This is a genomic window from Beggiatoa leptomitoformis (assembly GCF_001305575.3).
GTDB lineage: Bacteria > Pseudomonadota > Gammaproteobacteria > Beggiatoales > Beggiatoaceae > Beggiatoa > Beggiatoa leptomitoformis.
In genome coordinates this window covers 1,929,919-1,944,681 of the sequence record NZ_CP012373.2, presented here as the reverse complement: position 1 = coordinate 1,944,681, position 14,763 = coordinate 1,929,919, and the positions used below count along the sequence as shown (strand labels likewise).

14 protein-coding genes are annotated in these 14,763 nt (G+C 41.0%); 6 read left to right on the top strand and 8 right to left on the bottom strand.

The window, feature by feature from the left end; all coding sequences use genetic code 11:
* Positions 1 to 93: 93 nt before the first annotated feature.
* The 6 genes from hisS to ndk form a co-directional block, all read right to left on the bottom strand.
* Positions 94 to 1,380 carry a histidine--tRNA ligase gene (gene hisS, locus AL038_RS08160; RefSeq protein WP_062151583.1) on the bottom strand — a complete coding sequence of 429 codons (1,287 nt, stop codon included), beginning with the start codon at positions 1,378 to 1,380 and terminating at the stop codon, positions 94 to 96.
* 149 nt (positions 1,381 to 1,529) lie between these two features.
* Positions 1,530 to 2,657, bottom strand: a complete 1,128-nt coding sequence (ispG, locus tag AL038_RS08155) for a flavodoxin-dependent (E)-4-hydroxy-3-methylbut-2-enyl-diphosphate synthase (RefSeq protein ID WP_062151582.1) — start codon at positions 2,655 to 2,657, stop codon at positions 1,530 to 1,532.
* A 15-nt stretch (positions 2,658 to 2,672) separates the two neighbouring features.
* Positions 2,673 to 4,058, bottom strand: a complete 1,386-nt coding sequence (locus AL038_RS08150; protein ID WP_062151579.1) for a RodZ domain-containing protein — start codon at positions 4,056 to 4,058, stop codon at positions 2,673 to 2,675.
* A complete protein-coding gene (gene pilW / locus AL038_RS08145; protein WP_066246110.1) occupies positions 4,055 to 4,840 on the bottom strand; it encodes a type IV pilus biogenesis/stability protein PilW in 786 nt (261 codons plus the stop codon). Before pilW ends, AL038_RS08150 begins: the two co-directional genes overlap by 4 nt.
* On the bottom strand, positions 4,837 to 5,964 hold the full coding sequence (gene rlmN / locus AL038_RS08140) for a dual-specificity RNA methyltransferase RlmN (RefSeq protein ID WP_062151573.1): 1,128 nt from the start codon (positions 5,962 to 5,964) through the stop codon (positions 4,837 to 4,839). The genes pilW and rlmN overlap by 4 nt, the downstream gene beginning before the upstream one ends.
* A 176-nt stretch (positions 5,965 to 6,140) precedes the next feature.
* Positions 6,141 to 6,575: a nucleoside-diphosphate kinase gene (gene ndk / locus AL038_RS08135; protein WP_062151570.1), complete on the bottom strand. Its 435-nt coding sequence runs from the start codon at positions 6,573 to 6,575 to the stop codon at positions 6,141 to 6,143.
* A gap of 757 nt (positions 6,576 to 7,332) precedes the next feature.
* On the opposite strand from ndk, the gene AL038_RS08130 reads away from it, so the two are divergent.
* The 6 genes from AL038_RS08130 to AL038_RS08105 all read left to right on the top strand — a co-directional run bounded on the left by AL038_RS08130 (position 7,333) and on the right by AL038_RS08105 (position 11,850).
* Positions 7,333 to 7,719, top strand: a complete 387-nt coding sequence (locus tag AL038_RS08130; protein ID WP_062151567.1) for a hypothetical protein — start codon at positions 7,333 to 7,335, stop codon at positions 7,717 to 7,719.
* A gap of 79 nt (positions 7,720 to 7,798) precedes the next feature.
* Positions 7,799 to 8,011 (top strand): hypothetical protein, encoded by a 213-nt coding sequence (locus AL038_RS08125; protein WP_145917074.1) that lies wholly within the window; start codon positions 7,799 to 7,801, stop codon positions 8,009 to 8,011.
* Between the two features lie 5 nt (positions 8,012 to 8,016).
* Entirely contained in the window at positions 8,017 to 8,763 is a 747-nt protein-coding gene (locus AL038_RS08120) for a HesA/MoeB/ThiF family protein (protein ID WP_062151564.1), read from the top strand.
* Positions 8,760 to 9,728, top strand: a complete 969-nt coding sequence (gene glk, locus AL038_RS08115) for a glucokinase (protein WP_062151561.1) — start codon at positions 8,760 to 8,762, stop codon at positions 9,726 to 9,728. Before AL038_RS08120 ends, glk begins: the two co-directional genes overlap by 4 nt.
* A 9-nt stretch (positions 9,729 to 9,737) precedes the next feature.
* Positions 9,738 to 10,829, top strand: a complete 1,092-nt coding sequence (locus AL038_RS08110) for a type II secretion system minor pseudopilin (protein ID WP_062151558.1) — start codon at positions 9,738 to 9,740, stop codon at positions 10,827 to 10,829.
* On the top strand, positions 10,780 to 11,850 hold the full coding sequence (locus AL038_RS08105) for a hypothetical protein (RefSeq protein WP_062151556.1): 1,071 nt from the start codon (positions 10,780 to 10,782) through the stop codon (positions 11,848 to 11,850). The genes AL038_RS08110 and AL038_RS08105 overlap by 50 nt, the downstream gene beginning before the upstream one ends.
* Before the next feature lie 60 nt (positions 11,851 to 11,910).
* Here AL038_RS08105 and AL038_RS08100 read toward each other — a convergent pair whose 3' ends face one another.
* Positions 11,911 to 13,347 carry an ammonium transporter gene (locus AL038_RS08100; RefSeq protein ID WP_062151553.1) on the bottom strand — a complete coding sequence of 479 codons (1,437 nt, stop codon included), beginning with the start codon at positions 13,345 to 13,347 and terminating at the stop codon, positions 11,911 to 11,913.
* 90 nt (positions 13,348 to 13,437) lie between these two features.
* Positions 13,438 to 14,727, bottom strand: coding sequence for an ammonium transporter (locus tag AL038_RS08095; protein ID WP_101539215.1), 1,290 nt, complete (start codon positions 14,725 to 14,727; stop codon positions 13,438 to 13,440).
* Between the last annotated feature and the right edge of the window lie 36 nt (positions 14,728 to 14,763).

Sequence of the window (14,763 nt, the reverse complement as noted above, 5' to 3'; positions counted from 1 at the left end):
CCCTTTATTTTCTATTATCTCAGTGACTAATAGTGTCAGCAAAGAAGGTCGGTTGTATTTAATATGGTCAATGGATTAGATAATTTGGCTATTTTATAGCAAAGTACGCAGATGGTCAGCCAATTCTGCTTGTGCAAACGTCGCTTGTGGGCGTTCATCACGCAGGTATTTGACGGTGACTTGTTGTTGTGCCACTTCATCATCCCCCAACACTAGCGCGATTTTTGCGCCGCTTTTATCAGCGCGTTCAAATTGTTTTTTAAAATTGCCCCCACCACAATGCGCTAATAAATGTAATTGGGGTAGGTGGTCACGCAACTGTTCCGCAAAACGAATCCCGTTTTCCATCGCCGCTTGTCCCATCATGACTAAATAAACATCTGGGTTGGCATTGTCAGGGATAAAGCCGTTTTTTTCCACTAACATTAATAGGCGTTCTAACCCCATCGCAAAGCCAATGGCTGGGGTTGCACGTCCACCGATTTGTTCTACTAAGCTGTCGTAACGCCCACCCGCACAGACTGTCCCTTGTGAACCCAATGCCGTTGTAACCCATTCAAATACAGTACGATTATAGTAGTCTAGCCCGCGCACTAAGCGTGGATTAATTTGGTATTTGATATTTGCAAGGTCAAGCCGTTGTTTTAGTTGTTCAAAATGGGTGGTTGAATCGGTATCTAAATGGTCGATTAATTTTGGCGCATTTTGAATCAGGGGCTGCATTTCAGTATTTTTGCTGTCTAAAATGCGTAATGGATTGGTATGTAGTCGCCGCTGGCTGTCTTCATCGAGTTGTGCTTGGTGAGCAGAAAAATAGTTAATTAAACGTTCTCGATAAGCACTGCGGGCTTCGGCTGAGCCTAATGAGTTGAGTTGTAAGGTTAAATCTGTCAACCCTAATGCCTTGAAACAACGGGCTGACATGATAATTAATTCTGCATCTATGTCCGCGCTGGCAATGCCGTAGGCTTCTGCACCCAGTTGATGGAATTGTCGATAACGCCCTTTTTGTGGTTTTTCATGGCGAAACATTGCGCCGTTGTACCATAAACGTGGGGTTTGTCCATAAAATAGGCTATGTTCTATGCCTGCTCGCACGCAGGAGGCAGTATTTTCTGGACGTAAGCTTAGGCTTTCAACATCGCTGTCCCCTTCTTCTGCACGGTCAATAAAGGTGAACATTTCTTTTTCAACAATATCTGTTACTTCACCGATTGAGCGACTGAATAATTCAGTTTTTTCTAAAATAGGGGTACGAATTTCTTGATAACCATAGCTTTCAAACACACGGCGAATCGTTTTTTCTACGGCTTGCCAGTAGGGTGTTTGGGTGGGGAGGATGTCGTTCATCCCACGTACAGATTGAATCGACTTAGACAAGGACAACTCCTACAAAATACGTTATGAAATAAGTGGAGAATAACGCGATGGCTAATAAGTGTTTCATTATTCGCCGTTGATTAAAATACAAATGCACATAGTCTAAAAATCTATGTGCATTCGTTTGAGATTATTTGCGTTTGGTAAAATTAGGCAACACTTTTGATTGGAACGATGCGCGAGGAGGAGGCTGGTGTAGTCTCTTTTGCCAATCGTTCGCGGATAATCCTTTCTAATTCATCAACTAAATTATCATTTTTTAGTTTATGTGTCGGATTACCATCAATATAAAGTAGATGGTTGGGCATACCGCCCGCTAATCCAACATGTACCGCTTTTGATTCGCCCGGTCCATTAACGACACAGCCAATAATGGCAACATCTAGGGGGGATAAAATATCTTCTAAGCGGTTTTCTAGCTCGTTTACGGTCTTAATCACATCAAAATTTTGGCGTGAACAGGAGGGACACGCAATCAGGTTAATGCCTTTACTGCGCAAGTGTAGGCTTTTGAGAATATCAAACCCAACTTTGATTTCTTCCACAGGGTCAGCCGCGAGGGAAATGCGTATTGTATCGCCAATGCCTTCGGCAAGTAACATACCTAGCGCAATTGATGACTTGACAGTACCTGAACGCAAACCGCCCGCTTCGGTGACACCGAGGTGTAGCGGTTGGTCGATTTGTTTGGCTAGTAGGCGGTAAGCATCAACTGCCATGAAGACTTCAGAAGCTTTAACGCTGATTTTGAAGTCGTGAAAATTTAATGCGGCTAGGATTTCGGCATGACGCAATGCGGATTCAACAATTGCTTCTGCACAGGGTTCTGGGTATTTTTTCTGTAAGTCTTTTTCTAAAGAACCCGCATTAACACCAATACGAATAGGGATGCCTTTATCGCGCGCGCTTTCTACCACGGCGCGAATGCGGTCTTCTTTACCAATATTACCCGGATTAATCCGTAGGCAATCCACTCCTAACTCGGCAACACGCAAAGCGATTTTGTAGTCAAAATGAATATCCGCAACCAATGGAACAGCCACTGCTTTTTTGATTTTACCAAAGGCTTCGGCTGCATCCATGCTAGGCACGGAAACACGTACAATATCAGCCCCAACTTTTTCTAGCCGCTGTATTTGGGCGATAGTTGCATTAACATCACAGGTTTCTGTATTGGTCATACTTTGTACAGAAATGGGTGCATTACCACCAATAAGGACGTTGCCAACACGTATTTGACGAGAAATCCGACGGTTAATTTTTACTTCGCTGTGCATGTTGCTAAACCAGAATTATTCAAAAGACGGACGAGTTGTTGCTTGTTCACGACTGAGTGTGGATGTCGTATGACTGTTGCTGTTGTTAGTAGGCGCAGGTGTCGTTGTTGGGGCCGTCCCTAGACTGAAGCGACGTTGTACTTTAACAGGTGTGCTGGTGCTATTGATAGTTTCACCATTGTATTCAATAGTGATTCCGTGTGTGTTACCCACTTTAAATTTGAATGGGGGTGTCCCTGTTAATTCTTTTTCTGAACCTGATGCAGCTGTCCCACCAAACAATATTTTGTTGCTACTGTCACGAACTTCAATCCATGTGCCTTGGGCAAATTTTAATTTCATGACATTTGGATTCAATGTGGACGTGCTTGTTTCTGTAGGCGCGTTAGGTTGAATAATAATAGGTGTTGCGGGTGCAATCGCAGACGTTGGGGGCGTAATCGCTAATGGAATAGGAATTGATGTAGTTTTACCATCCGTTGCGGTAGCTGTTGTATTTTCTGTGTCACCACCTGTTTCTGAAGGCGGATTGTATTCACCACTAACGGTATCTGTTGCTGTATTGCCACTGAGGGGTACGGGAATGGGAATTGCCGTGCCGTTTGCGTCAATAACATTTGCGGGTAATGACGCATTTTCATTGTTGGTGTCAGCCTCGTTACTTGGCGAGCCAGAAGAGGGTAAGGAAATTTCTGGATATATGCGCCATAATGCCATTAGTATCATTAGGATACAAATAATAATTACGGTGCCGACAATGACCCACGAGTCACGACTGGTCATTTGTTTGCGTTGTTTAACTTGGGGTCTAAGCGGTGGTGTATTTGATAAAGAGGGTTCTGCTTGTCCAAAGGACTCTAAGAGTGGTTCAGCAGGGATTTCAAGGAGTTTAGCATAGCTGCGTATATATCCACGCACAAAAACCCGTGAAGGTAAGCGTGTGTAATCGTCTGCTTCTATGGCTTGAATCACGCTGTAATTTAAATAGAGACGGTCTGCAACGCTTTCTACACTTAAATTGTTCTGTTCGCGCATATAACGTAATTGCGCCCCAGGTTTCATTTGGCTAAAGTCAGGTATGTCCATAACCGCAGATGGTGTATCTGTTTTATTTGTTTCTGTTGTCAATGGTTGGACATCATCCATTGTTTCGACAATAGTGGGTTGAGAATCAGCTTGCGTTTCTCCACTGGTCGTCAACACTGCTGGCACATCATCAGTAAAATCGTCTTGGTCGTCTTTATTGATACTGTAAAGACGAGAGGCTTGGTTAGTCGGATTCATATCAACCTCTTGTGATAGCGGTAGTGAATGAGTTGCTGATAGTGGGCTGTCTAAATTAGTTTCATTGGTTTCTAATTTAACGGCTTGTGGAGATAAAGGATAAACCCGTCTGTTCATTGTCTTTCTGATTGGTTAAGTAGCTGTGTTTGTTCTGAATCGGGGAATTGTGAACGAAGTTGCATGGCATAGCTTGCTTCTGCATTTTTGTCTTGTAATGCACGTTCTATTTGTATCCCTAACCATAGGGTTTGTGGCGTATGTTTAGCAATTGCGAGATAGCGTTTTAAATACTCGCGGGCATTTGTGTACTGTTTTGTCTCATAATACAGGCTGGCTAGGTGATACAGAGCAAGTGGAAATTTCTTATTTATTTCTATGGTCTTACGTAAATAAGTTTCTGCTTTATCGTAGTTACGGCTGCGCGAGGCACATAATGCGGCATTAATATAAGGGATTTCAGGTGTTCTATAAACGGGGTTTTCTAGGGCTTTCATAAAAGCAGCATCTGCCTCTGCCCATCTATCTTGCTTGCAGAGAAATTGCCCATAGTTATTTTGTGCATCTGAATCTTGTGGATTTAGGGCAACGGCTTTTTCGTAGTGTATCTTCGCGTATTCTGTTTGCCCAATCCGCTCGTATAAAACGGCAATGGCATTGTGCGCATCAGGATAGTCTGGGTCAATACTCAATGCTTTTTTAAGTCGGTCTAGGGCAATGTCATAGTCCCCGCGTTGTCCGCGTTGCATGTATTGCACACCCAGTTGCAGGTAAATTTCGGCTTTTTCGTTACTTTTGTATTTTTCGCCGATGGCATTTTCTGTCGTTGTTACTTGATTACTACAGGCGTTGAGTAACAGCATGAATGTTATCAGTAATACCTTAAACGGATAGAGCCTCATCCGCAATGCTCCTGTTTAATCGGTATAATTGGAACACGTTTTAGTTGACGACGACTGCGGTCTTGTACTTTTCCAGCGAGTTGTCCACATGCCGCATCAATATCATCTCCTCGTGTCTTTCTTGTCAATGTAATCATCCCCGCTTGAATCAAAATATCACGGAAAGCATTAATTGTGGCAGGGTCTGACCGTTCAAAATGGGTTTGTGGAAAAGGATTAAAGGGAATGAGATTAACTTTTGAAGGAACATGGCTGAGTAATTTAACTAAAGCACGTGCATGTGCAGGTGTATCATTAATTCCTTTTAGCATCACGTATTCAAAGGTGACTCGACGACGGCTGTCCTCTTCTACATATAGCCGACAGGCTTCTAATAATTCGGCAATAGGATATTTTTTATTGATAGGAACGAGTGTGTCACGTAATTCGTCGTTTGTCGCGTGTAGGGAAACCGCTAAATTAACGGGGCATTCGGCTTTTAATCGCAATAATGCAGGCACAACACCTGCCGTACTGAGGGTGATGCGTCGCCATGATAATCCATAGCTAAAATCATCCATCATTAGCTGCATTGCTTTAACAACATTAGTAAAATTGGCTAAAGGTTCGCCCATTCCCATCATGACAACATTACTGATAACGCGATCGTAGTTGGTGTCAATCTGACAGCCTTCTTTACGCAAAGCATGTTCGGCTAGCCATAATTGCGCAATAATTTCGCCTACGGTTAAATTGCGGTTAAAACCTTGTTGTGCTGTTGCACAAAAACGGCAATCTAATGCACAACCTACTTGTGAGGATATACACAGTGTTCCACGGTCATCTTCAGGGATGAAAACAGACTCAATGCAGTTACCATCTGCCAGTTGAAGCAACCATTTTCGAGTGCCATCGGTAGATTTTTGCGCAGTAATGACGGTTGGTAAGGTGATATGTGCTATATCAGTTAGTCGTTGACGTAATGCCTTACTAAAATTTGTCATCTCGTCAAAATTTGTAACACCTTGCTGATGTATCCATTGCAATAGTTGTGTTGCACGAAACGGCTTTTCTCCTAATTGTTCAGTAAAAAAAGTCGTCATGTCTTGACGGTCAAAATTTAATAAATTAACAGCAGTTTCCATAAGCACTTCATCTTGCTGTGATATTGCAGATACATATCACGTAAATAAAAAACAAATAAAACGAGTATAAACAGGGGATACTGGTTATACCCGTTTGTTTTTACCCGAGAAAATTTCCTATCTTATGCTGTTTACTAGCATAGCGTTATTGGGAGTAGAATCTACGGGAGTATTACTTAGCGAGCGCGTTGTTTATAAATTTCGGTATCCGTAAAAAAATAAGCGATTTCAATTTTTGCATTGTCAGCACTATCGGAACCGTGGGCAACATTTTCATCGACTGTTTCGGCAAAATCAGCACGAATTGTGCCTGGTGTTGCCTTTTTCGGGTCGGTAGCACCCATTAAATCACGATTTTGTTGAATGGCATTTTCCCCTTCGAGAACTTGTACCATTACAGGACCAGAAATCATGAAATCAACTAAATCTTTAAAAAAGGGTCTTTCTTTATGTACTGCATAAAAACCTTCTGCTTGTTCACGGGTCAAATGCAACATTTTTGCTGCAACAATCCGTAAACCTGCTTTTTCAAAGCGAGAATAGACTTCTCCAATAATATTCTTTGCAACACCATCTGGTTTAATAATAGATAAAGTATGTTCAATTGCCATTTATAATCACTCCCATAATCTTGAAAAGGAAATTATACGCAGGTTTGAGGTGAGTTGCGACTGTTTAGAAAGACATGCGATGGGGTAAGAACAGAATCGGATTAAAATTATTTCTGCTCATAATAACATGATATAAATCATATATTATTTTTTAATACGATAATATGACACCCTAGATGAAAAAAACTTAACTCATTAAAGTAAAAGTTTAAATAATGCATTGCATAAAAACATCTATGGAGAGGGATGAATGCGTAGATATGCTTATTCAGTCATTGCGCAGAGAGGATTAAACTTGTATGGGCTGGAGATTTTTTTAGACATTTTTAGAGAGTGCCATCAAAAAATTTCCCCCATCGTATGCAAATAAAAGCATAATTTACTTGAAGTTTTATACTTTCTTTATTTACAGGGAAATTTTAAAGAGAGGTTATATCTGTTATCTAATGATGCACCTTTAAGATTAAGCAGAAATGACTAAAAAACAGCCTAACACCTAAAGATTAATGATGAATATTTTAAAAACTATAAAGTAATCAATGATATTGTTGTAACAGACACTCATAATCTTAAATTTAGTACAACCACTAAGTGCTACCTAAAGTAATCCTGATACCATGCAATAATTAACAATTTATTCACTTATAAAACAAAGTAATAACTTCTAAGTTATTATTTTGAAAACATACTACATAAATAATTAATTTATTGTGTGTTTACCTCTCAATCCCGACCAGATTATAGTGGAGATGTACTAATGCGTTATTATTCAATACTAAGTAAAGTAAGCATTCTTGTTCTGTCACTAGGATACATATCCTTCCACATATCAACTATAGAGGCAAAACCCTATAGTGAAATTGCTCAGCAACATGCTCAGGAATGTCGTAGCAATGCTTATGAGGTACAGAAAAACTTACTATTGCTTGATAGAATTACCTTACCAGAAGCAGAACTACAAGCAACCATTACAGCCCGCACAGCTATCACAGAAGACCAACTAGGCACAAGCCTTTGTTATTATGAAGTACAAGGGCGCAGTGGCAAACAGTATAACGTTTGTATGTTACATGACGGTGCAAACTGGATAAACTGTAGTCTTTATGAGGACTTGGCGTTGAATGATGCACATCTTTCATTATAGTAGGAACTTAAGTTTTACCGTTTTTATGAAGATGAGTAACACCTATACTCAATCATAAAGTGGCTTTATCAAGTATTTTGTGAACACACAACCGCTGCTATTTCGTGTTATCTTCAATCATATTAATATTAATTATTGTGGTAGTGGCGAGTTCATTGCTTGTGCGCATGGATATTGTCGGCTGATTGCATTTCTACCGCTGTATAATCAACAAATTCGCCACTACGCTCTTGCAGAAAACAAGGCGATTTTAGTCAATATTAAAATCCCACGTAAAATAGCTCAAGGTTAAACGCAATGGATGATAACCAACTACTCCGTTATAGCCGTCAAATTCTTCTGCCACAAGTAGGCATTACAGGACAAGAACGACTACAACAAAGTAAGGTGTTAATTATTGGCATGGGGGGATTAGGCTCACCCGCTGCCATGTATTTAGCCGCTGCAGGCATTGGGCAATTATATATATGTGATTTTGATACTGTTGAACTCTCTAATTTACAACGTCAAATTATTCACAACACCGCAGATATTGGACGTTTAAAAGTAGAATCGGCTAAGACTAAATTACAAGCCCTAAACCCGCTCATTCAAATTACATCCATCGCCCACCAACTGACAGAACATGCGTTACTAGAAATAGTGCAACAAATGGATGTCGTTCTTGATTGTACAGACAATCTAACCACCCGTTTTGCCATTAACGCCGCTTGTGTCAACGCCCATAAACCACTTGTATCAGGTGCGGCTATCCGTTTAGAAGGACAAATTGCTGTTTTTCACACCGATAAAAATAGCCCTTGTTACCGCTGTTTATTCAACCATGAAATAGAACCGATAGAAACCTGTAGTCAAACAGGCGTTATTGCTCCCCTCTTGGGTATATTGGGCAGTATGCAAGCACTAGAAGCAATGAAATTACTCATGAATATTGGCGAACCATTAATAGGACAAATGCTGCTATTTGACGCGATGAGCGCGGAATCCTGTTATGTAAAACTCATCAAAAATCCTCACTGTCCTCACTGTGGACAACTATCATGATTCTTGCAGGGGATATTGGTGCAACCAAAACGCTACTGGCTTTATATGATGAAAATACAATGTCTTGTCAATACCAAGCCAGTTATGTGGGACAGGCATATAATGATTTTTACAGCCTTTTAGATGACTTTTTACAACGGACACAACCAAACCTAACTGCACTTTGTTTAGGAATCGCAGGTCCTGTTATCAATGGTCACTGCCAAACCCTAAACTTGCCTTGGAGTGTCAATATTTCCCAATTACAAACGCAAACAAACTGCCAACAAATAAAGTTACTAAATGATTTAGAAGCAATGGCTTATGGCATTCAATATTTATCTGCCGACGAATACTATTCCCTAACCCCATCTCTGGTGAAACGCCAAGGTAATATTGCCTTAATTGCCGCAGGAACAGGACTAGGAGAAGCCTTTTTATATTGGGATGGTACACGACACCATGTCATTGCTAGCGAAGGCGGACATGTTGATTTTGCACCACGCAATGACTTAGAAATTGAACTGTTACGTTTTTTACAACAACGATTTAATCATGTCAGTTATGAACGCCTCCTTTCAGGTGCAGGTCTGCAAGTGATTTATGATTTTCTAAAAAATCAAGGCTACGCTCAAGAATCACCTATTATTAGTCAACAATTACAACAAGCAACTGACCCTAGCGCGTTAATCTCACACTTCGCCCTGACAAACAGCAGTACATTATGCAATAAAACCCTAGAAATTTTTACCAGCCTTTACGGCGCAGAAGCAGGCAATATGGCGTTAAAATGTCTAAGTTATGGCGGGGTTTATTTAGGCGGCGGTATTGCACCCAAAATTTTAGCAGAACTACAAAAACCTTATTTTTTAAATGCTTTTTATGAAAAAGGACGTTACCGTGTCATTAACGAACAAATTCCTATTTATATTATTTTAAATCAGCAAGTTGTTCTATTAGGTGCAGCATGGCAAGCAATGCGTTAAATCACCAACATGAAAACCTACCGTCTATTACCGCACAAACAACAAGGATTTATTCTTGTTCTAACCCTATGGATTATTGCAATTGCGACCCTTGCCGCCAGTGCTTTTGCGGTATGGACTGAACAAGCGGTGAATCTTGCGCAAAATATGCAGGCAAATATTCAAGGTGAAGTCGATATGCAAAGCACACAATCGACATTGCTATATTTGTTAAATACAAGAACATATAACATGGCGGGTTTAACAGTTCCCCCCTTAAAACCCGTTGTTACCGAAACGAAAGCAAAAGCCGATGTCAGTATTGAAGATGATTTTACTTTTAGCGAAGTTACGCATACAGAAATAACCCTAAATGACTGTGTTTATCAAGGGCTTGGTTCAGCACGCTTTGCTTTACAAGATGAAGCGGGACTCATTAATGTCAATTGGATATCAGACACGATTTTATATCGGTTTTTAGGCCTACTGGGGATTGAGGCAGAATTACGAAATCCCTTATTAGACAAGTTAAAAGACTTTACAGACTTAGATGATTTACATCGCTTAAATGGTGCAGAAAGTTATCAGTATGCAGAACAACATTTACCCCCACCGCCAAATCATCGTTTACAAACCCCCTCACAAGTGAAACAAATTTTAGGCTGGAAAGACCTCAATTACTTATGGGAATCAGGTGTATGGGAACAAAACACCTCTACTTCACAAAATGGCTTGCCCAACATTAATAATGCCCCCCCACTTGTTCTACAAGCTGTTTACGGTTTAAACACCGAAGCAGTTGCACGAATTTTAGCGGCTAGAGAAGACAAGCCTTTATCCTCTTTAAACTTGGTTACCACATTGACAGGTATTCCATTATTTATGGAAGAGGAAGATATGATATATTTCGCCAGCCCTTACTTACGCCTTACCCTGTGGCACGCACAAAGCCAACGATTACGCCAAATTCATTTATGGATGAACCCCTTTATCGAAAAAAACATGCCTTGGCAGGTACTTTATGCCGTAGAATTACCCCCTTTTGCCTCCTATAGTCAAGCTACTCCCAAGTATGTTGAAACGCCTCTTTTTGCCACAACGCTACCAGCAAACCCATCATAATGTTATTACACCAACCCTCACCAGTAACGGACGGCGTGAATGGGTGATGGGACGCAGTCTATGCCATTATCGTTTATTTGATTTACAAGAAGTTCCATCTCATCGTTGGGATGCCGTACTCACACATAAAATTCGTCAGTGGAGTCCATTTAATCAATATCAACAATATATTGCATGGCAAGGTGCGCATGTGCAAGTTTGGGTATGGGAACAAGCCCGCCACCAACAAGCCTTAGTGGATAATGCGATTAAACAAATCCACTCGCTACCCGAAACAGTGTTATACCCGCGCCCAAAAATGGATGGAATACGTCTATTATCCTGTTTAGAAGGGGTAGAAGGACAAATCTGGCAAGCGGGTTTATTGGTAGGAAGCCGTTGGTGGGAAACATCGCCGACATTGTTGGATTGGCAACGATTCCAACGCGCACACGGTCTCGCATTAAGTGATCACGTCCCTGCTGTGGAAACATTCCCTTTTTTAGACAAAACATGGGCAAAAACACATCAACTATTTTCAGGCGCGCTGTTACGACAAGAACGCCTATGGTTTTTGTTAGGCAGTGCATTACTGTTGACGCTGGCAATGTGGCAAGGAATCAGTATTTGGAAATGGCAACAAGCAACTATTTCTATTCAAACGGATATTGATGCCTTAATGGGACAATCAGCCCCCATTCTTGACGCACGAACCGCAACGCTTGCAGATAAACAACGCTTAGAACGCTTGCTTAGCTTAAATAGTCAACCTACACAATTACTGTTACTCACACAAGTTGCCGAAAAATTACCGCAAAAGGTGAAATTAGTTGATTGGTTTTATCAAACAGGCACATTAAAGTTTGCAATTGAAGCAACTTCTATAGACCCCCGCTTTTACGTAGAAACTTTTCAAAATATTCCCCTTTTTCGTGAAGTACAAACCGAATCAGGACGCACAGCGAATCAACTGATTATCAGTATGCGAGTAGAAGCTGAAAAACCTAACCTTGCACAAGCTGATAAAACGCAAGGGCAATAAAAAACCTGTCAGTTTTAAGAACCTGACAGGTTGTGTTACTACAGGACTAACTTGAAACGATTAAGTACGAGAATATGCCATCTCGCCATGTAAATTCACATCTAAACCACTTTGCTCAGATTCATCATCTACACGCAAGCCAATGGTTAATTTGATGATAAAGGCAATAATAAACGTACCTACCAATGCCATACCAATGGCAATACCAACACTGATAAACTGCGTGGTTAATACGCTCATTTCTCCGCCATACATTAACCCTTTACCCAAAGGATTGATGCTAGGATCGGCTAATACACCTGTTAAAACAGCACCCCAGACACCGCCAACACCATGAATACCAAAGGCATCTAAGGTGTCATCATAGCCCAATTTGTGCTTGAGACGAATCGCGATTAAACACACGATGGGAACGGTCACGCCTAAAATTAATGCACCCGTAACGTTTACAAAACCAGCCGCAGGTGTAATAGCAACCAAGCCAGCAACTGCACCCGATGCGAAACCCAATGCCGTTGGCTTCCCATAAACTAAAGACTCTAATAACAACCATGTTAAGGCGGCTGTACCGCAAGCAATTTGAGTGACAACAAACGCACTAACGGCTAACTCATTAGATGCAACGGCAGAACCTGCGTTAAAACCAAACCAGCCAAACCACAACAATCCCATGCCAACTAAGGTAAAGGGTAAATTGTGAGGACGGACATCGTCATTATGGTTAATTTTCCGTTTACCTAAGATAATGGCAAGCATTAAACCCGAGAAACCTGAAGAAATATGCACAACCGCGCCACCCGCGAAGTCTAATGCACCCATATCAAATAAATATCCACCTTGCCCCCAAACCATGTGTGCTAAGGGTGCATAAACAACCAAACTCCAAATACCCATAAAAATAACAAAACTGCCAAATTTCATCCGCTCAGCAACCGCGCCAGCAATCAGCGCAACGGTAATAATGGCGAACATCATTTGGAATACCATAAATAATTGATGTGGAATGCTTGTCGCGTAAAAATCATGCGGTGTTAAACCCACATTCTTTAACAACATCCAATCAATGCCACCAAAGAAGGGATTATTCGGTTGGAAGGCAATACTATAACCAATAACAACCCATAATACAGAAATAAGACCCATAGAAACAAATACTTTCATGAACATATTCAGCGCGTTTTTAGTACGCACTAAACCGCCATAAAATAAAGCAAGTCCCGGTGTCATCAATAAAACAAGGGCTGCGGATGTCATTATCCATGCAATATCGCTTTTATCCACTTTAGGGGCTTCAGCAACAGGGGCAGGTGCAGGAACGGCTGTTTCTACTGGCGTTGCAACGGTTTCTGTTGGTGTTGGTGCGGGAGTTGCTGTTGCCTCTGTTGTTACTGCTGGTGTGGTAGGAGCAGGGGCAACGGGAGGGTCATCTGCTAATGCGACATGACTAAGTAAAACAAACAAGAACATGCCTGATAGTTGTAATAACGTCTTTTTCATTAAAAAACTCTCCTTACTAAAGTCAAGATAAACTGGTCAATCATCAACTGAATATAAATAGAGGAAATAGATATTTTTTCCTACAATGACTTACTTATGCATAAACTCTGGGTAGGCTTCTAAACCACATTCTGATATATCCGCACCTTCGTATTCTTCTTCTTCTGACATACGAATACCAATGGTGAATTTTAAGATAGACCATACAATCAAACTGGTAACAAATACCCAACCAAAAATAGATAAAACCCCAATAAATTGTGCTGAGAATTTAGCACTGGTGTTTGTAATAGGGACTGCTAATAACCCCCAAACTCCCGCAATACCATGAACAGAAATTGCACCAACAGGGTCATCTACCCGCATTTTGTCTAAGGTCACAATTGAGAAGACAACCAACACCCCCCCCACTGCACCAATCATGACAGCAAAAGAAGCTGTAGGCGTTGAGGGTTCTGCGGTAATAGCAACTAAACCCGCTAAAATACCATTCAAAATCATACTCAAATCAGCTTTACCAAACAAAATACGCGCCACTAAAATTGCAGCAACCAAACCGCCACAAGCAGCCATATTTGTATTAACGATAACGGCAGCAACTGTATTTGCATCGGCAATCGTGCTGAGTTTAAGTTGTGAACCCCCATTAAAACCAAACCAACCAAACCAGAGAATCATTGTGCCTAATGTTGCAAGCGGTAAGTTTGCCCCAGGCATTGGATTAACTTGTCCATTAGCACCGTATTTACCTTTACGTGCACCTAACAACAGTACACCTGCTAATGCCGCTGTCGCACCACACAGATGCACAATCCCAGACCCTGCAAAATCTTTAAAAGAGGCATTACTTAAAAAAGGAATAGCTTCTAACCAACCGCCACCCCATTTCCAATAACCTTGAATGGGATAAATAAAGCCTGTCATGACAACGGCAAATACTAAAAATGCCCACAATTTCATCCGTTCAGCAACCGCACCTGAAACGACTGACATAGAAGTTGCCACGAAAACAACTTGGAAAAAGAAATCTGCTTTCAACGCATACGCTTTACTAGCTGTTCCCGCTAAGATACTTTCGGCGGTTTGTTCACCACCCAGTAAAAACGTAAAATGAGGCAAAATACCTGCAATAATGGTATTTTCTCCTGGATACATAAGGTTATAACCAACCAACATATACATAATGCAGGCAACGGCATATAACGTAATATTTTTAGTTAAAATCTCGGCTGTATTTTTAGCGCGGACAAGCCCTGCTTCTAACATCGCAAAGCCTGCTGCCATAAACATAACGAGAATCCCCGTCATTAACAGGTAAAAAGTATCCAGTGCATAACGTATCTCAATAGACGTGGACGCACCCGCGACTTCTAAAGGCATTATTAAACTCCCTACGGATATTCAAGAATAAATAAA

Coding starts and splice junctions, on each gene's coding strand:
- ispG (WP_062151582.1), bottom strand. CDS start 2,657: ATGCACAGCGAAGTAAAAATTAACCGTCGGATTTCTCGTCAAATACGT.
- AL038_RS08150 (WP_062151579.1), bottom strand. CDS start 4,058: ATGAACAGACGGGTTTATCCTTTATCTCCACAAGCCGTTAAATTAGAA.
- pilW (WP_066246110.1), bottom strand. CDS start 4,840: ATGAGGCTCTATCCGTTTAAGGTATTACTGATAACATTCATGCTGTTA.
- rlmN (WP_062151573.1), bottom strand. CDS start 5,964: ATGGAAACTGCTGTTAATTTATTAAATTTTGACCGTCAAGACATGACG.
- ndk (WP_062151570.1), bottom strand. CDS start 6,575: ATGGCAATTGAACATACTTTATCTATTATTAAACCAGATGGTGTTGCA.
- AL038_RS08130 (WP_062151567.1), top strand. CDS start 7,333: ATGCGTTATTATTCAATACTAAGTAAAGTAAGCATTCTTGTTCTGTCA.
- AL038_RS08120 (WP_062151564.1), top strand. CDS start 8,017: ATGGATGATAACCAACTACTCCGTTATAGCCGTCAAATTCTTCTGCCA.
- glk (WP_062151561.1), top strand. CDS start 8,760: ATGATTCTTGCAGGGGATATTGGTGCAACCAAAACGCTACTGGCTTTA.
- AL038_RS08110 (WP_062151558.1), top strand. CDS start 9,738: ATGAAAACCTACCGTCTATTACCGCACAAACAACAAGGATTTATTCTT.
- AL038_RS08105 (WP_062151556.1), top strand. CDS start 10,780: ATGTTGAAACGCCTCTTTTTGCCACAACGCTACCAGCAAACCCATCAT.
- AL038_RS08100 (WP_062151553.1), bottom strand. CDS start 13,347: ATGAAAAAGACGTTATTACAACTATCAGGCATGTTCTTGTTTGTTTTA.
- AL038_RS08095 (WP_101539215.1), bottom strand. CDS start 14,727: ATGCCTTTAGAAGTCGCGGGTGCGTCCACGTCTATTGAGATACGTTAT.